This window comes from Microbulbifer sp. (genome assembly GCF_051659245.1).
GTDB lineage: Bacteria > Pseudomonadota > Gammaproteobacteria > Pseudomonadales > Cellvibrionaceae > Microbulbifer.
In genome coordinates, this window is the sequence record NZ_JBOFOC010000016.1 from 68240 (window position 1) to 85263 (window position 17024).

Here is a 17024-nt window from a genome sequence, read left to right on the forward strand (position 1 = left end):
GATCGCCTGATTGAGAAACTACTTTAAGTGAGTTTAAGTCTATGTAAATCAGTAATATAGATGATGTTCTTAAAGTTATCTGCGAAGAGGTCTGCACTTTTTGTAATCGTCCCTCCCCCAGTCAATAGTGGCGCGTTATTGCAGAAATAAAGGCAAACTATTTCGTTGAGGGGGCAGCTTCGCCTATCATGGCCGCCAAATTGATAGCCTTAACTGATCCAACTGCAGTTTCTAGGTTCAATACACTGTTTTTAACTGTTTGTTTAAGAGCGTTCCATGAACAATAACCACCATCGCCTGATCATCCTCGGTTCCGGCCCCGCCGGTTATACCGCAGCCATCTACGCCGCCCGCGCCAACCTCAACCCGGTGGTCATCACCGGTATGCAGCAGGGCGGCCAGCTGACCACCACCACCGAGGTGGAGAACTGGCCCGGCGGCGTGGCGGATCTGCAGGGCCCGGACCTGATGGTTCAGATGCAGCAGCACGCCGAGCGCTTCGATACCCGGATTATCTTTGACCATATCGAAGAGGTAGACCTCAAGCAGCGCCCCTTTACCCTCAAGGGCAACGAGACCTACACCTGCGATGCACTGATTATCGCCACCGGCGCCTCCGCCCAGTACCTGGGCCTGCCCTCGGAGGAGGCGTTCCAGGGCCGCGGGGTCAGCGCCTGCGCCACCTGTGACGGTTTCTTCTACCGCGACCAGAAGGTGGCGGTGGTGGGCGGCGGCAATACCGCTGTGGAAGAGGCGCTGTACCTCTCGAATATCGCCAGCGAAGTGACCCTGATCCACCGCCGCGACGAGTTGCGTGCGGAGAAGATCCTGCAGGACCGCCTGATGGACAAGGTGGAGAACGGCAATATCAATGTATGCTGGCACAACACCCTGGATGAAGTGCTGGGCGACGACAGCGGCGTGACCGGTGTGCGCCTGCGCAACACCCAGGACGACTCCACCAAAGAGTTGGAGGTTTCCGGGGTGTTCATCGCCATCGGCCACAAGCCCAATACCGATATCTTCGCCGGCCAGCTGGAAATGAACGGCGGCTATATCCTGGTGCAGAGCGGGCTGGACGGCAACGCCACCCAGACCTCGGTACCCGGCGTCTTCGCCGCCGGAGACGTGTCCGATCATATCTACCGCCAGGCGGTGACCTCCGCCGGCACCGGCTGTATGGCGGCGCTGGATGCGGAGCGTTTCCTGGACGCGCAGTGATACTCGGGACTCGGGACTCTCCGTAGGGTGCGCCGTGCGCACCGCCCGGTCAATGGTGCGCACACCACACCAGTTGGTAGAGATCGCAAGGATCCGCCAACCCAAGCGGCGGATGCGCTTGACGCTTATCCGTCCTACAGTTCGAAAAGAATGTTGACGCTCGAGGCGAATTTCGCCCTATGGAAATCCGAGCATGACCGGCACCAACGACGGCTACCTGACCCTGTTCGACAGCGAGCGAATCGAATTTCCCCCGACGGATCTCGCCCTGAAGGACCCCAACGGCCTGCTGGCCATCGGCGGCAGGCTGAGCCCGGAGTGGCTCCTGGCCGCCTATCGCCGTGGCATCTTCCCCTGGTATTCCGACGACCAGCCCATTCTCTGGTGGAGCCCCTCCCCCCGCTGCGTGGTCTTTCCGGACCAGTTCCGCATAGGCCGCAGCCTGCGCAAGGCGCTCCGCCGGGGCGGATTCCAGGTGACTTTCGACCGGGCTTTCGAGTGGGTGATAGACGCCTGCCGGAGTTCCCGGGCCGACACCGAGGGCACCTGGATCACCGGGGAAATGCGCGATGCCTATGTCCAACTGCACAGGCTGGGCTACGCCCACTCAGTGGAGACCTGGCGCGGCGGGGAGCTGGTGGGCGGCCTTTACGGAATCGCCCTGGGGCGGGTGTTCTTCGGTGAGTCCATGTTCCACCGCGCGACCGATGCCTCCAAAGTTGCTTTTGTCCACCTGGTGCGCCAGTTAGAATCCTGGGGCTGCCCACTGATCGATTGCCAGGTGGGCAATCCGCACCTGTTCAGCCTGGGCGCGGTGGAAGTGTCCCGGGCGGATTTTGAGCGGCTTTTGCGCTGCGGAGTCGAAATGCCGGCGTTTGCACAGCCTTGGACCCTATCCTGGAACTATGAGTAAGTATTCCCAGCTCGACTCGGTGCGCTTACTGGCCACCCTGCCCCATCCCTGTGGCTACCTTCCGGACCGGGAGGCCACCACGGTTTTCGTGGACCCGCAGACCCCCGTTGACCAGCGCCTATACAGCTGTCTCTCGGAACTGGGGTTCCGCCGCAGCGGTGGCTACCTGTATCGCCCCCAATGCGCCGCCTGCCGGGCCTGCATCCCCGCGCGCATCCCGGTGGGGCTGTTCGTCCCCAATCGCAACCAGCGCCGCTGCTGGCGCCGCAATCGCGACCTGGATATCTTTCACGTTGACGGGATCGATACCGACGAGCACTACGAGCTCTACGCCCGCTATATTGAACAGCGGCACGCGGACGGCGAAATGTATCCTCCCAGCCGCGAGCAGTTCCGCAGCTTCCTCACCGAGGCCTGGGGCTGCACCCGTTATATCGAGTTCCGCGCCCGTGGCAGGCTGGTGGCCACGGCGGTATCCGATGTGCTCACCGCCGGGGTATCGGCCATCTATACTTTCTTCGATCCGGACGAGGACAAGCGCAGCCTGGGCTCTTTCTGCATTCTCTACCAGGTGGAGTGGGCCCGCCGACTGGGGTTGCCCAGTCTGTACCTGGGCTACTGGATAGAAGAGTGCCAGAAAATGGCTTACAAGAGCCAATTCCAGCCGATTGAACTGCTGCGGGAAAACCGCTGGGCAATAAAATCCCCCTAACTTTTGCCCTGCTGGGGCTTTTCGTGCAAAATGCACGCCCGTCGTACCGCGGCCACGCGCCGGGGTGAAGGTCCGAGCAAGTTATTTATAAGGTTACTGCCGCATGGCAAAAGACGATTACATTGAAATGGAAGGTGAGGTGATCGACACCCTGCCGAACACCACCTTTCGCGTAAAGCTGGAAAACGGACATGTGGTGATAGCGCATATCTCCGGCAAGATGCGCAAGAACTATATTCGCATCCTCACCGGCGACAAGGTCAAGGTGGAGCTGACTCCCTACGACCTGAGCAAGGGAAGGATCACCTACCGAGCCAGGTGACAGAGGTCAGAGATCAGGTGACAGAAAGGCCACCCGAAGGTGGCCTTTTGCATTTCTGTCCTCTGCCCCCTGTCAGGCGGGAACCGCCGTCCTGATCGCCAGATCGTCACCCTCCAGGGTAACCATCACGCGACCGCCCTCCTCCGCCAGATCTCCGAACAGCACCGCTTCCGCCAGCGGCTTGCGCAGCTTGTCGCGGATCAGGCGGGCCATTGGGCGTGCGCCCATCTTTTCGTCGTAACCGTTCGCCGCCAGCCACTCGCGGGCCTCCTCGCTCACCTCCAGGGTGACGCGGGACTCGTCGAGCTGCGCCTGTAGCTCGACGATAAACTTGTCCACCACGGTTTTCACTACCTCGAGATCCAGGCTGCTGAACTGGATAATGCTGTCCAGGCGATTGCGGAACTCGGGAGTAAAGATCTTCTTGATCTCCTCCATGCCGTCGCTGGAATGATCCTGGGTGGTGAAACCGATGGAGCGGCGGCTCATCAGGTCGGCGCCGGCATTGGTGGTCATGACCAGGATCACGTTGCGGAAATCCGCCTTGCGGCCGTTGTTGTCGGTCAGGGTGCCGTGATCCATCACCTGCAACAGCAGGTTGAAAACCTCCGGGTGCGCCTTCTCGATCTCGTCCAGCAGCACCACGCTGTGCGGGTGCTTGGTCACCGAATCGGTGAGCAGGCCGCCCTGGTCGAAGCCCACGTAGCCGGGAGGCGCGCCGATGAGGCGGGATACGGTGTGGCGCTCCATGTACTCGGACATGTCGAAGCGGATCAGTTCGATACCCATCACCTTGGCCAGCTGGCGGCAGAGCTCGGTCTTGCCCACACCGGTAGGGCCGGCGAACAGGAAAGAGCCGATGGGTTTTTCCTCGGCGCCGAGGCCCGCGCGGCTCAGCTTGATCGCGGTACTGAGGGCGCCGATCGCCTGGTCCTGGCCGAAGACCACCATCTTGAGGTTGTCTTCCAGTTTCGCCAGATGGATCTTGTCGGAAGCGGAGACGCTCTTCGCCGGAATGCGCGCCATCTTGGCGACCACTATTTCGATCTCGGCCACATCGATGACGTCGCTGCGCTCCACTGGCGGGAGCAGGGACTGGTGGGCGCCGGCCTCGTCGATCACGTCGATCGCCTTGTCCGGCAGGAAACGCTCGGTGATATGGCGGCTGGCCAGGTTCGCCGCGGCCTCCAGGGCGGCGCCGGTAAAACGCACCTTGTGGTGGTCCTCGAAGCAGCTTTTCAGCCCCTGGAGAATCTGTATCGTCTCCTCCACCGAGGGCTCGTTCACGTCGATTTTCTGGAAACGGCGGGACAGGGCGCGGTCCTTCTCGAAGATGCCGCGGTACTCGGTAAAGGTGGTGGAGCCGATACAGCGCAACTGGCCGCTGGAGAGCAGCGGCTTGAGCAGGTTGGAAGCGTCCATCACTCCGCCGGAGGCGGCGCCGGCACCGATAATGGTGTGGATCTCGTCGATAAACAGCACTGCGTGTTCGCGCTTGCGGAGCTCCGCCAGCAGCGCCTTAAAGCGTTTCTCGAAATCACCCCGGTACTTGGTGCCCGCCAGCAGGGAGCCCAGATCCAGGGAGTAGATGGTGCTGTCGAGCAGCGGCCCGGGCACTTCCTCGTCCACGATACGCCGAGCCAGGCCTTCGGCGATGGCAGTCTTGCCCACACCGGACTCACCCACCAGCAGGGGGTTGTTCTTGCGCCGGCGGGCCAGTACCTGGGTGACCCGCTCCACTTCCGGTCCGCGGCCCACCAGCGGGTCGATGCGCCCGAGGATGGCCTCCTGGTTGAGGTTGGTGGCATAGCTTTCCAGCGGGTCGGAACCCCCGGGCTCCACGCCGCCGGCAATATCCTCGTCGGTCTGCTCCGGCGCCGGTTCGGGGTTGTGGTGATGGTGATGGTGATTGTGGCCGCTGCTGCCCACCCGGGATATTCCGTGGGTGATGTAGTTGACCACGTCGATACGGGCCACACTCTGCTGTTTCAGGTAGTAGACCGCCTGGCTCTCCTGTTCGCAGAAGATGGCCACCAGGACATTGGCACCGGTCACTTCTTTCTTGCCGGAGGACTGCACATGGAAAACGGCGCGCTGCAGCACCCGCTGGAAGCCCAGGGTCGGCTGGGTCTCGCGGTCGGTGTCGGCCTCGGGGATCAGGGGAGTGGTGGAGTCGACGAACTCCAGCAGTTCGCGGCGCAGCGCTCCGAGGTCGGCACCGCAGGCGTGCAACACGTCCGCAGCCGATTCATTGTCCAGAAGCGCCAGCAAGAGGTGCTCCACGGTCATGAACTCGTGGCGCTTCGCGCGTGCACCCTTGAACGCCAGGTTGAGTGTTACCTCTAAGTCCTTGCTGAGCATCTAAACCTCAAAGCCTAACTCGCCTATACCACCCGTCAATCACCGGGAAACACATGCCCGCAAGCGGTGTTTGAGTGAGCCTGATTCCTTTCAAGCGACGGGACCTGATGTGCCTACTCTTCCTCATCTTCGTCTGCTTCGATCTCGCACAGCAGCGGATGCTGGTGGTCGCGAGCGAACTGGTTGACCTGCGCGGCCTTCGTCTCCGCTATATCACGAGTATAGACACCGCAGATCGCTTTTCCCTGCGTGTGTACCTGCAGCATCAGTTGGGTGGCGCGTTCCCGGTTGGCACCGAAAAACAGCTCAAGCGTTTCCACGACAAACTCCATGGGCGTGTAGTCGTCGTTGAGCATCACCACCTTGTACATGGGGGGGCGTTTAAGCTGGGGCGGGGCCTCTTCTACTGCCGTATCGCCGTCGACATCGCCAAAATAGGGCGAGTCGTCCCCAGTTCCGTTCGAGTGTAGTTTAATGGCCAGTGAAATACCCATAGCAATTGTCAATGAGGTCCCGGAGGAAAAATAACAAGCGAGCCCGAACTTTTTAGCGGGGGAACCATTGTAACCTCATTTGCACCGCGACACAGCGGGCGCCAGCAGTCTTGACAATCGCATATCAGTTAGCTACAAGAGATGTTGTCGGCCCCATCCGGGGCCGGATCGCAAGCGGGAGCGCGATCTATATGCAGGAAATGCAGATAACAATAAAAGACTCTACAAGGCGGCCAGCAGTCGCCCCGGCAATTAGAGGGAGTTCGCCAATGCCTACCGGTACCGTCAAGTGGTTCAATAACGCCAAGGGATATGGGTTTATTCTTGCCGATGAAGGGGGAGAAGACCTGTTCGCACACTACTCTGCAATCCAGATGGAAGGTTACCGCACCCTGAAAGCGGGCCAACAGGTCACCTTTGACATTATCAAGGGTGATAAGGGCTATCACGCCGCCAACATCTGTACAGGCACCTCCGCAGGAGCGTCCAAGGCCTCCGACGACGCCAGGCGGACACAGCGGGAAAAGGAGGCAGCGCTGGAATAGGCACTATCCCTCCGGCCCCCTAAATACCCATACAAAAAGCCCCGCACCTTTACGGCACGGGGCTTTTTGCTGGGCGGGCGCGGGGCCCGCGGGTGCATCAGGCCATGTGCTTGATGACTTCGTCGCCAAACTCGGAGCAGGACTTCAGCTCGGCGCCGTCCATCAGGCGCTCGAAGTCGTAAGTGACCGTTTTGGCTTCGATAGCCCCTTCCACACCTTTGATCACCAGGTCGGCCGCTTCGTTCCAGCCCAGGTGGCGCAGCATCATCTCCGCGGACAAGACCAGGGAACCCGGGTTTACCTTGTCCTGGCCCGCGTACTTGGGCGCGGTGCCGTGGGTGGCTTCAAACAGGGCCACTTCGTCGGACAGATTGGCACCCGGGGCGATACCGATACCGCCCACCTGAGCGGCCAGGGCGTCGGACAGGTAGTCGCCGTTCAGGTTCAGGGTGGCGATCACGTCGTACTCCGCCGGGCGCAGCAGGATCTGCTGCAGCATGGCGTCGGCGATTACGTCCTTGACCACGATTTCCTTGCCGGTTTTCGGGTTCTTGAAGCTGTGCCAGGGGCCGCCGTCCAGGGGCTGGGCACCGAACTCGTCGCGGGCAATCTCATAGCCCCAGTCGGCGAAGGCGCCTTCGGTGAACTTCATGATGTTGCCTTTGTGCACCAGGGTCAGGGAATCGCGGTCCTGATCGATGGTGTACTGCAGGGCCTTACGTACCAGGCGCTTAGTGCCCTCTTCGGAAACCGGCTTGACGCCGATACCGCAGTGTTCCGGGAAGCGGATCTTCTTGACCCCCATCTCTTCCTGCAGGAACTTGATTACCTTCTTGGCTTCATCGGTGTCGGCTTTCCACTCGATACCGGCGTAGATGTCCTCGGAGTTCTCGCGGAAGATCACCATGTCGACCTTGTTCGGCTCCTTCACCGGGGATGGTACGCCGCTGAACCAGCGAACCGGGCGCTGGCACACATACAGATCCAGTTCCTGGCGCAAGGCCACGTTCAGGGAGCGGAAGCCACCGCCCACCGGGGTGGTCAGCGGGCCCTTGATGCCCACGACATATTCTTTCAGCGCTTCCAGGGTCTCGGCCGGGAACCAGTCGCCGGCGTAGGTCTCTGCCGCTTTCTCGCCGCAGAAGATCTCCATCCAGGCGATGGATTTGTCGCCGCCGTAGGCCTTCTCCACCGAGGCGTCGATTACCTTGCGCATAACCGGGGTGATATCCACGCCGATGCCGTCACCCTCGATAAAGGGAATGACTGGGCGATTCGGCACATTCAGCGAACCGTCGGAATTGACTGTAACTTTCTCGCCGTCTGCCGGCACCTGGATATGGCCCATATTGTTTGAACTCCGTCTTTGGTGGATCTGACCCGTCCAGCAACCTGTCGCCTAAAGTCCGGCAGGCCGCTGGCGGGGTAAAAAATCGGCGGGATTATATCAGTATCGGCTCGTTTTTGTAGTTGGATTACAATAGTGGCTTTTGGACCCACCCAGTGAGCCAGATCGTCCTCTTCAACAAGCCCTACGGGGTGCTCTGCCAGTTCACCGATGATCGCGGGCGCCCCACCCTCGCCGACTATATCCACCGCCCGGGCTTCTATCCGGCGGGGAGGCTTGATTTCGACTCCGAGGGCTTGCTCTTGCTCACCGACGACGGCGAACTGCAGCACCGGATCAGCCACCCGCGGCAGAAACTGCCCAAGACCTACTGGGTGCAAGCGGAAGGCGACATCGGCGAAGATGCCCTGACCCGGCTGCGCCGGGGCGTCGAGCTCAAGGACGGCCCCACTGCCCCCGCCAAGGTCAGGCGACTGGCGGCTCCGGACCTGTGGCCGCGCAACCCGCCGGTGCGCAGCCGGCAGTCGATTCCTACCTCCTGGCTGGAGCTGACCATCAGCGAGGGGCGCAACCGCCAGGTGCGGCGGATGACCGCGGCGGTGGGTCACCCCACCCTGCGGCTGGTGCGGGTGGCTATCGGCAACTGGACGCTGGGTCAGCTGCAGCCGGGGAAGCAGAGGCTCGAAGAAGTCTACACAGCCCCTGCCAGGCCCCGGCCTGTGCGAAAGAGACGACCGAAGCGGTGAACTGCCACTGGAGCCACCGCTGACAAAGCCATTGGTCACAAAGCCCGATCGCGGGTAAAATTGCGCCCCTTTTTATTCGTCGTGCAGTAACTGATCGTCCTTGTCTATGCCCCAATCCTCAGTGAAACAGCCCCAGCGTGTAATCGTCGGCATGTCCGGCGGCGTGGACTCCTCTGTGGCCGCCCTGCTGCTCCTGCAGCAGGGCTATCGGGTGGAGGGGTTGTTTATGAAGAACTGGGATGAGGACGACGGCACTGAATACTGCACCGCCAAGGCCGACCTGGCGGATGCCGAGGCGGTGTGCGCGAAACTGGGAATCCGGCTGCACACCGCCAACTTCGCCGCCGAGTACTGGGACCATGTGTTCGAGTACTTTCTGTCGGAATACAAGGCCGGGCGCACGCCCAACCCGGATATCCTGTGCAACCGGGAAATCAAGTTCAAGGTCTTCCTGGAGTACGCCGAAGTGCTTGGCGCAGACCTCATCGCCACCGGCCACTACGCGCGGCGAAGGGATATCGACGGGCGCACTTACCTGTTAAAGGGTCTGGATGCCAACAAGGACCAGAGCTATTTCCTGCACGCGGTGGACGAAGCGGCTTTCGCCAAGTCCCTGTTCCCCCTCGGCGAGCTGGAAAAACCCGAAGTGCGCCGCCTGGCGGAAGAACATGACTTCGTCACCCACGACAAGAAAGACAGCACTGGTATCTGCTTTATCGGCGAGCGCCGTTTCAAGGACTTCCTGGAGCAGTACCTGCCGGCGCAGCCGGGCGACATGGAGACCCCGGAAGGGGAAGTCATGGGGCGTCACACAGGGCTGATGTACCACACTATTGGACAGCGCCAGGGTCTGGGAATCGGCGGCGTGAGGGGTGCTGGCGAAGAGCCCTGGTATGTGGTGGGGAAGGACCTGGAGCGCAATGTATTGATCGTGGCCCAGGGCGCCCACCACCCCCTGCTCTACGCCAACGGCCTGGAGGCGGCACACACCCACTGGATCAACGGCAGCGCACCGGTGACCGCCAATACTACCGAGGGGCTGCGGGCCAGGGCCAAGACCCGATATCGCCAGCCGGACCAGGATTGCACGGTAGAGGTCTGCGGCACCGGCGGGCTGAAAGTGGCCTTTGACGAACCACAACGGGCAATCACACCCGGACAATCACTGGTGTTGTACGATGGCGAAGTCTGCCTCGGCGGCGCCGTCATAGAGCGGGCCACCGGCATTGGCTGCGCACCCGGCAAACAGAATTAAGGAGAGACTTTGAGTAACTGGCGGGACCAGGCACTGGCACTGGCGGGGATCTTTCAATCCGCGGTTCTTGTGGAGCGGCTGGCAAAAACCGGCACCGCGCCCCTGGAGCAACTGGAGACCGGCGTCTACAGTCTGTTCCAGATCAACCCGGATCGCGCCGAAGACGTATTCGGTGGCGCCGACAGGCTGCTGCCCGGGCTGCAGGTCTCCCGCCAGCTTCTGCGCTCGCGCCAGCACCCGGAGTACACCGATTGCCTGCGCTACGCGCTCTCCATCCTCTACCTGCAGCGCCAGTTGAGCAGGAAAAGCGACCTGCTGGCGATAATCGGCAGCCGCCTGGAAAAAGCCAAGGTGCAGGCGGATCACTTCAACCTGACCCACGAAAATGTCTTTTCCAATCTCGCCGGCGTATACGGCGACACCCTGAGTACCTTCCGTTTCCGCATACAGGTGCTGGGGGATTTTAATTTTCTGCAACAGCAGCGCATCGCCAACCAGATCCGCACCATGCTGTTTGCCGGCGTGCGCGCCGCCACCCTGTGGCGCCAACTGGGTGGGCGCAGACTGCACCTGCTGTTCCAGCGCAAAAAACTGCTCGCCGCGACCGACGAGTTGATCGCGCGAATCGAATCCTCAAATATTTAAGTTCGGAGAGAAACTATGACTGTCGAGCTGTCCGCCCTAACCGCGGTCTCCCCTATCGACGGGCGCTACGAGAGCAAAACTGCACCACTGCGGGATATCTTCAGCGAGTACGGCCTGATCCGCGCGCGGGTGGAGGTGGAGGTTCGCTGGTTGCAGCGGCTTTCCAGTCACCCGGAAATCGAGGAAGTTCCAGCTTTCGACAGTGAAGCCAACCAGCTGCTCGATAACATCGTGGCCGGGTTCTCGGTGGAGGATGCGCGGCGGATCAAGGAGATAGAAAGCACCACCAACCACGACGTCAAGGCGGTGGAATATTTCCTGAAAGAAAAAATATCTGCAAACCAGCAGCTGGCGGAAGTTGGCGAGTTTGTGCACTTCGCCTGTACCTCCGAAGATATCAATAACCTGTCCCACGCCCTGATGCTGCGCGCAGGGCGCGACCAGGTGCTGCTGCCCGCGATGAACCGGGTTGTCGATGAGATTGCCGGGCTCGCAAAGGGATTTGCCGATGTGCCCATGCTTTCACGCACCCACGGCCAGACCGCCAGCCCCACCACCGTGGGCAAGGAGCTGGCCAATGTGGTGGCGCGGCTGCGCCGGCAGCTCAAACAGATTCGCGATGTGGAATTGCTGGGCAAGATCAACGGCGCCGTGGGCAATTACAATGCGCACCTGTCCGCCTATCCCGATGTGGACTGGGCGGCTAATGCCGAGGCATTCGTCACCTCCCTGGGCCTGGCCTGGAACCCCTACACCACCCAGATCGAGCCCCACGACTATATCGCCGAACTGTTCGATGCCATCGCGCGATTCAACACCATTTTGATCGACTTCGACCGCGATATCTGGGGCTATATCTCCCTCGGCTATTTCAAACAGAAAGTGGTCGCCGGCGAAGTGGGTTCCTCCACCATGCCCCACAAGGTCAACCCCATCGATTTCGAAAACTCCGAGGGCAACCTGGGCCTGGCCAACGCCGTTTTCCAGCACCTTGCCGCCAAACTGCCGATCTCCCGCTGGCAGCGGGACCTGACCGACTCCACCGTACTGCGAAATATGGGCGTGGGTGCGGGTTACGCGGTGATCGCCTATGCCGCGACACTGAAGGGGCTGAGCAAGCTGGAAATCAACCGCGCGCGACTGGCGGAAGACCTGGACAATGCCTGGGAGGTGTTGGCGGAACCGATTCAGACGGTAATGCGCCGCTACAATATCGAAGAGCCCTACGAGAAACTCAAGGCGCTGACCCGCGGACAGGGTATCACCCGGGAAACCCTGAAAACTTTTATCGAAAACCTGGAAATCCCCGCGGAAGCGAAAAAATCTCTGCACGAACTGACTCCGGCTTCCTATATCGGCAATGCCGTGGATCAAGCTAAAAAAATCTAGAATGGGCGGGACATTTGTAGGATGGGCAAAGCCCAGAGTGTCCATCTTCCGCAGAATCGATGGCCACGCTGCGCTTTGCCCATCCTACGGAAAGTTGCCATTGGAAATTGCTGGGGATTTACTGTGGTCAAACCGCTTACTCATCTGGGCGATCTGCCGATAGCCGACTTCCTCCGCGACTACTGGCAGCGCAAGCCGTTGTTGATTCGCAACGCCTTCCCGGACTTTGTCTCGCCGGTTTCCGGGGAAGAGCTGGCCGGCATGGCGCTGGAAGAGGAAGTGGAATCGCGCCTCATTGAGGAGAGCGGAAAAGACGGCCCCTGGCAGTTGCGCAACGGGCCTTTTACCGAGAGCGATTTTCTCTCCCTGCCCGCCAGTCACTGGACGCTGCTGGTACAGGCGGTGGATCAATGGCTGCCGGAAGTGGCCGAACTGAAGGAATGCTTTCGTTTTATTCCCGACTGGCGCCTGGACGACATCATGATCAGTTATGCAGCGGATCGCGGCAGCGTCGGCCCCCACTACGATTTCTACGATGTGTTCCTGCTGCAGGCGGAGGGCAAACGGCTTTGGCACCAGGGGCCCAAGTCGGACGAAAGCAGTCCAAGAGTTGAAGGCACGCCGTTGAATATCCTGCGTGACTTCGAGGCGGAGAACAGCTGGCTGCTGGAGCCGGGCGATATGCTCTATCTGCCACCCCAGTATAGCCACTGGGGCATCGCCGATGGCCCCTGTACCACCATTTCTATCGGCTTTCGCGCTCCCTCCGCACGCGTTGCTCTCGAGGATCTGGCTTCTGAGCTGGCTATGGCGCTTCCGGAACACGTCCGTTACAGCGATCCCGGGTTGGCGCCGGCAAAAAATCCCGGCGAGATAGACAGTGCCGCCGTGCAACGGCTGCAGGAGCAACTGGGCCAGTGGATTCAGCAGCCGCAGAATATCGCCCGCTGGTTTGGCGCTGTGATGACCGAGGCCAAATACCCCGAGATCCTCGCTCTCGAGGCCGGCGCAGCGGAGGGCTGGCGGGATCAACTGGCGCGCGGTGTCGAACTGGTTCTAAATCCCGGTTCCCGCTGCGCCTTCAGCCGCGATCCTCAGGCGCTGTTCGTGGACGGTGAGGTTTTTTCCGCACCACTCTCCTTCGCGGAGAACTTTTGCACTATAAAAACCCTGGTTCAACGGGATATCGAGCAATTCCCCGAACTGGCCGCTGCCGGTGGCCTGATCGACCAGTTGGTTGCCCAGGGCAGCCTGATCTACCCGCCAGAGGTGGAGTAGCATGGAAGATTCCCGGCCGCTGGCGTCCGCCGAGGATTTTCGCCGGGCGCTGATCGAACTGCTCGACGACAGCCGCAGAAGCCTGTGTATCTTCTCCGAACACTTGGCCCGCCCTCTATATCACGACGCGGAGGTCGTCGACGCCCTGTCCCGTTATGCGCGTCGCAGCCGCTTTGTGCAGGTGCGTATCCTGATTCGCGACAGTGACCCCATCGTGCGCCAGTTCCATCGATTGCATCACCTGGCCCAGCGGCTCAGTTCGGCGATGGAGATCCGCAAAGTGCAGGCAAGCGTAGACACGCCGGACTGGGAGTTCGCCGTCGCCGACGGCCGGCAGTTGATTGTGCGCGACGATCGCGACCAGTGGCTGGGCAACTTTGAGGTGGGCAACCCGGTAAGGGCACGCAAACTGCTGGACGTGTTCGAGCAGGACTGGCCGCTGGCCGTACCGGACGGCAATTTACGGCGGTTACTCATTTAGGGCCCCTATTTTGGCTCAGGGCAATCGCGCAACGGTTTCCCTCCAAGCTGCGATCGGAGTTCAATTTGTTCGGGTAAGGCCCGATCGCGGCCATGGGCCGCTCCTAGACGATGATAAAGGGAGAAAAAGGTCCCGCAGGACCTTTTTCCAGGCGTGTTTGGCTTTGAATTCCCGCCGCCGCCTACAGCACCGGCTCAGTGTAGCCGTTCGGCTGCGGCCAAGGTCTCTTGTCGTCCTCGCTGATCGATCTCTGCAGGTCGCTCTTCGCCCTTGTAGAGGGCCGGGTTTTCCTTCAGAACTTGGTGCTGAGACCAACAGTAAAGGTTCGCCCCATTTTGGTTTCAAACAAAGGGTCCCTGCGTTGGCTGTCGATGTACAGGGTGTTGCGTTCATTTGTGAGGTTCTGTGCCTCAAATATTAACTTGACGGTATCCGTCAGATAGTAAGATGCTGAGGCATCAACAAAGAATGTCGAATTGTTGCCTAGTACGTCGCTGTCGTTGGCTCCGGACGGAACTGAACGCAAGTAGCCTGAACGATAGCTTCCGGTGGTGCGGAAACTGAAAACATCATTCTCATAGTAAAGCGTTGCGCTGGCCGCGTTTCCCGAGAGACCGATCAGGTCGTTGGTGGTGGTCAGCGTTGGTACGCCTTCCTTGCTCTGGAGTACATAGTCAATTTCAGAGGTTACGTGGGTATAGTTGGCCAGAACCCCGAAGTCTTGCCAAAAGCCGGGCAGGAAGATCATCGGCAGCTGAAGATTTAACTCGACACCGCTGAGTGGACCGCCTTCAGTGTTTGTCGATTGGTTTACCGTAAACAAATCATCGGGGTTGGCAGCCGTACCTTCCAGTAACGTATTTGGGAAGCGAAGTTCAGTATACGGAACCAGGCTTGAAATGGACTGAATGTAAGTGCTGATGTCTTTCTTGAAGTAGGCGATAGAGGCCAGTGCACCTTCATCAAAGTACCATTCCAGGGCGACGTCATAAGTCTTCGCTCGAATCGGCTCAAGCAAGGCGTTGCCGATGGAGGCGGTTCGTGTAACAGGGTTCATGGAGCCGCTTGGAATGAGCAGTCCCAGGTCGGGCCGGGACATTACTTCCGCGATTGAAAGCCGCCCCAGGAGCGAAGGTGTAAACTCTACGACCACGTTGGAGGAAGGCAGCAGGTCGTCATACTGACGATCAATATCGACCCTCTGGGCAAAAGTGCGGTAGGGAGAACTTTCAGGGGCGGCGGTGGGGATAAAGCCAATACTGTGTTGATCGGTATCTATGTATCGAACACCGATATCGCCACGCACAGGAAAATTCCATTGGTCAAAAGTGAATTCGGCCATCAAGTATGCGCTGTTGGTTTTCTCGTTTACCGCGGGAGATTGAGCGCCACACTCTGCGCCACACCATACAAAATCGTCGAAACCCACGATGTCTTTCCATTTCTCGTGATCGACACCCAGGTAGTCATCCATGGTGGCTGAGCCCAGGACGTCGCTCACACCCTGAACGGTTCTTGAGAAGTCGGCGACGCTGGTCCCTTCCGGTAATTGCGATGTATCTCTGAACTCGTCTGCGATTATAACAGAATGGGTTTTGTAATCGCTCTCACGGGACTGTACGCCGAACTTGAAGGTAAGCTCAGGCGAGAAATTCCAGATGATGTCTACTTCGGCCGTTGTATTCTCCGTAACTCTTTTTTGGTTCCGGGTATTGAAATTTCCCAAAACAACACCGTCATCCCGGCGAGGTGCGTAATTGAAGTTTCCTGGGTCATTGACATTTATGCCGTAGCTCATGGCAGGAATGTTGTCGCGGTTTCGAAAATCAATGACGAAGTTATCGGTATTTGGAGAGTCTACGTTTACGGTCAGGCGCTCAGGATTGTCGAACTCTGACTCTGAGCGGCCCAGTAGCGCCTTAACTTCAAAGTCTTCTCTGAACAGATGCGAAATGCTGAGATTGGTTTGTTCAAACGTGGTAGAAAAGCGGTCGACCAGACTTTCTGAGCGAAGGTTGACGCCATCAAAAACGCCGTAGACTAATGTACCATTGTCATCTACCTCAAGCTCCCGGACCGATACCATGGGTTGGCCATTGACATTGGCATTTCGAGCGAACGATAGCGCGTCAATATAATTGTCCCGCCGCACGACATCGTACTTGGAGTAAAGGTTGTCCAGAGCGATACGGGTATCGGAGGTGGGTTGCCATTCGAGTGTCAAGGTGCCGCCGGTGCGCGCTGCATCCTGCTCGGAGTTAAGGTAACGGGGAATGCGTGGAAGGAATACACCGCCCCCGGGGTTGCCGGACACCCCGGTCCGGGACTGAATGAGCTCATAGGCTTCACTGCTGCCCGTGCGTGGGTTATTGGTGCTGCAGTTGAGGGCATCTGCTCCTTTTTTCGCATTGGTTTCCGGGTTTTGAAGGGTGTAGCCCACAGGTGAACATAAGCCGCCATTCACGTAAGTGGGGAGAATGTTAACGGCAGAGTAACCCACCTCGCGAATATTCCGTTCAGAGTGTGCAACGGAGGCCAATACGCCGAAGGTATCGTCGAAAAATTTCTTTGAAATCAGTCCTGAAAAGCGGGGATCGACGGAGTCTCCCACCTCGTTGTAGACACCTCGTGCGGTACCGGTGATGGTTAGGTCTCCTTCCGCGGACAACGGCCTTGGTGCTCTCAGGTCCACGGTGGCGCCGAGGGAGCCTTCTTCAACATCAGCGCTGGGTGTTTTACGGACAGTCAACTCGGAGAAAATTTCGGTTGGGAATACGTTGAAGTCGAAGCTCCGCCCTGCGTTGCCGGCGCCGTAAATATCCGATGAGCCGGTCTGGGAGGCAGCTTCCATACCATTGATCCGCACGCGGGTGAACTCGGCCCCCAGACCGCGCACCGAAATGTTCTTACCTTCGCCACCATCACCGCGCGCCAGTGCGACACCGGGTATACGCTGCATGGACTCGGCCAGGTTGGAGTCCGGGAACTTCCCGATGTCTTCGGCGACAATACTGTCTACCGCTGCTGTACTCTCGCGTTTCTGATTGAGTGCGGTATTCAAGGACGCTCTGAACCCTGTCACCTGAATCTCTTCAATGGCGCCGTCTGGGTCAGAGGTTGATTGGGCGTGTGTTGCGCCGGCAAAGGCCATGGCGGCCATGATCGCTACCGACAGGGGAGCGGGGGCACTCAGTCCTTTGTAGCTCATTGGTTTGCTCCGTCGTTATTGGAATTGGAACGCATGCAAAGCCGAAACCGCGCAGCTCTCCTCCGCGCTTCTTTCACCATATGATATTTAAGATATGCGATCAATC

15 protein-coding genes are annotated in these 17024 nt (G+C 59.4%); 11 read left to right on the forward strand and 4 right to left on the reverse strand.

The window, feature by feature from the left end; all coding sequences use genetic code 11:
- Positions 1–276: 276 nt before the first annotated feature.
- From trxB to infA, 4 genes are all read left to right on the forward strand, one after another.
- A complete protein-coding gene (gene trxB, locus ACRC0P_RS01820; RefSeq protein ID WP_438627940.1) occupies positions 277–1221 on the forward strand; it encodes a thioredoxin-disulfide reductase in 945 nt (314 codons plus the stop codon).
- A 193-nt stretch (positions 1222–1414) separates the two neighbouring features.
- Positions 1415–2134 (forward strand): leucyl/phenylalanyl-tRNA--protein transferase, encoded by a 720-nt coding sequence (gene aat / locus ACRC0P_RS01825; RefSeq protein WP_438627942.1) that lies wholly within the window; start codon positions 1415–1417, stop codon positions 2132–2134.
- Positions 2127–2846: an arginyltransferase gene (locus ACRC0P_RS01830; protein ID WP_438627944.1), complete on the forward strand. Its 720-nt coding sequence runs from the start codon at positions 2127–2129 to the stop codon at positions 2844–2846. The genes aat and ACRC0P_RS01830 overlap by 8 nt, the downstream gene beginning before the upstream one ends.
- Positions 2847–2949: 103 nt before the next feature.
- Positions 2950–3168: a translation initiation factor IF-1 gene (gene infA, locus ACRC0P_RS01835; protein ID WP_010130378.1), complete on the forward strand. Its 219-nt coding sequence runs from the start codon at positions 2950–2952 to the stop codon at positions 3166–3168.
- Positions 3169–3240: 72 nt separating this feature from the next.
- Here the strand turns inward: infA and clpA are convergent, their stop codons facing one another.
- Positions 3241–5529 (reverse strand): ATP-dependent Clp protease ATP-binding subunit ClpA, encoded by a 2289-nt coding sequence (clpA, locus tag ACRC0P_RS01840; RefSeq protein ID WP_438627947.1) that lies wholly within the window; start codon positions 5527–5529, stop codon positions 3241–3243.
- A gap of 113 nt (positions 5530–5642) precedes the next feature.
- Entirely contained in the window at positions 5643–6023 is a 381-nt protein-coding gene (gene clpS / locus ACRC0P_RS01845; protein WP_438627949.1) for an ATP-dependent Clp protease adapter ClpS, read from the reverse strand.
- A 269-nt stretch (positions 6024–6292) separates the two neighbouring features.
- On the opposite strand from clpS, the gene cspD reads away from it, so the two are divergent.
- Positions 6293–6568, forward strand: coding sequence for a cold shock domain-containing protein CspD (cspD, locus tag ACRC0P_RS01850; protein WP_438627951.1), 276 nt, complete (start codon positions 6293–6295; stop codon positions 6566–6568).
- 97 nt (positions 6569–6665) lie between these two features.
- On the opposite strand, the gene icd is transcribed toward cspD, so the two are convergent.
- Positions 6666–7916 carry an NADP-dependent isocitrate dehydrogenase gene (icd, locus tag ACRC0P_RS01855; protein ID WP_438627953.1) on the reverse strand — a complete coding sequence of 417 codons (1251 nt, stop codon included), beginning with the start codon at positions 7914–7916 and terminating at the stop codon, positions 6666–6668.
- 155 nt (positions 7917–8071) lie between these two features.
- On the opposite strand from icd, the gene ACRC0P_RS01860 reads away from it, so the two are divergent.
- The 6 genes from ACRC0P_RS01860 (at position 8072) to ACRC0P_RS01885 (ending at position 13710) form a co-directional block, all read left to right on the forward strand.
- Complete coding sequence (locus ACRC0P_RS01860; RefSeq protein ID WP_438627955.1) at positions 8072–8662, forward strand: pseudouridine synthase; 591 nt, start codon at positions 8072–8074, stop codon at positions 8660–8662.
- Positions 8663–8768: 106 nt separating this feature from the next.
- Positions 8769–9917 (forward strand): tRNA 2-thiouridine(34) synthase MnmA, encoded by a 1149-nt coding sequence (mnmA, locus tag ACRC0P_RS01865; RefSeq protein WP_438627957.1) that lies wholly within the window; start codon positions 8769–8771, stop codon positions 9915–9917.
- Between the two features lie 9 nt (positions 9918–9926).
- Positions 9927–10562, forward strand: a complete 636-nt coding sequence (gene hflD / locus ACRC0P_RS01870) for a high frequency lysogenization protein HflD (protein WP_438627958.1) — start codon at positions 9927–9929, stop codon at positions 10560–10562.
- 15 nt (positions 10563–10577) lie between these two features.
- A complete protein-coding gene (gene purB, locus ACRC0P_RS01875; RefSeq protein WP_438627960.1) occupies positions 10578–11951 on the forward strand; it encodes an adenylosuccinate lyase in 1374 nt (457 codons plus the stop codon).
- A 123-nt stretch (positions 11952–12074) separates the two neighbouring features.
- Positions 12075–13229: a JmjC domain-containing protein gene (locus ACRC0P_RS01880; protein ID WP_438627962.1), complete on the forward strand. Its 1155-nt coding sequence runs from the start codon at positions 12075–12077 to the stop codon at positions 13227–13229.
- A gap of 1 nt (position 13230) precedes the next feature.
- Entirely contained in the window at positions 13231–13710 is a 480-nt protein-coding gene (locus tag ACRC0P_RS01885; protein WP_438627964.1) for a hypothetical protein, read from the forward strand.
- A 292-nt stretch (positions 13711–14002) separates the two neighbouring features.
- Here ACRC0P_RS01885 and ACRC0P_RS01890 read toward each other — a convergent pair whose 3' ends face one another.
- A complete protein-coding gene (locus ACRC0P_RS01890) occupies positions 14003–16918 on the reverse strand; it encodes a TonB-dependent receptor (RefSeq protein WP_438627966.1) in 2916 nt (971 codons plus the stop codon).
- Between the last annotated feature and the right edge of the window lie 106 nt (positions 16919–17024).

Bases quoted from the DNA above. Each gene is read 5' to 3' on its own strand.
- aat (WP_438627942.1), top strand. From the start codon at position 1,415: ATGACCGGCACCAACGACGGCTACCTGACCCTGTTCGACAGCGAGCGA.
- purB (WP_438627960.1), top strand. From the start codon at position 10,578: ATGACTGTCGAGCTGTCCGCCCTAACCGCGGTCTCCCCTATCGACGGG.
- clpA (WP_438627947.1), bottom strand. From the start codon at position 5,529: ATGCTCAGCAAGGACTTAGAGGTAACACTCAACCTGGCGTTCAAGGGT.
- ACRC0P_RS01830 (WP_438627944.1), top strand. From the start codon at position 2,127: ATGAGTAAGTATTCCCAGCTCGACTCGGTGCGCTTACTGGCCACCCTG.
- icd (WP_438627953.1), bottom strand. From the start codon at position 7,916: ATGGGCCATATCCAGGTGCCGGCAGACGGCGAGAAAGTTACAGTCAAT.
- cspD (WP_438627951.1), top strand. From the start codon at position 6,293: ATGCCTACCGGTACCGTCAAGTGGTTCAATAACGCCAAGGGATATGGG.
- trxB (WP_438627940.1), top strand. From the start codon at position 277: ATGAACAATAACCACCATCGCCTGATCATCCTCGGTTCCGGCCCCGCC.
- clpS (WP_438627949.1), bottom strand. From the start codon at position 6,023: ATGGGTATTTCACTGGCCATTAAACTACACTCGAACGGAACTGGGGAC.
- infA (WP_010130378.1), top strand. From the start codon at position 2,950: ATGGCAAAAGACGATTACATTGAAATGGAAGGTGAGGTGATCGACACC.
- ACRC0P_RS01885 (WP_438627964.1), top strand. From the start codon at position 13,231: ATGGAAGATTCCCGGCCGCTGGCGTCCGCCGAGGATTTTCGCCGGGCG.
- ACRC0P_RS01890 (WP_438627966.1), bottom strand. From the start codon at position 16,918: ATGAGCTACAAAGGACTGAGTGCCCCCGCTCCCCTGTCGGTAGCGATC.
- mnmA (WP_438627957.1), top strand. From the start codon at position 8,769: ATGCCCCAATCCTCAGTGAAACAGCCCCAGCGTGTAATCGTCGGCATG.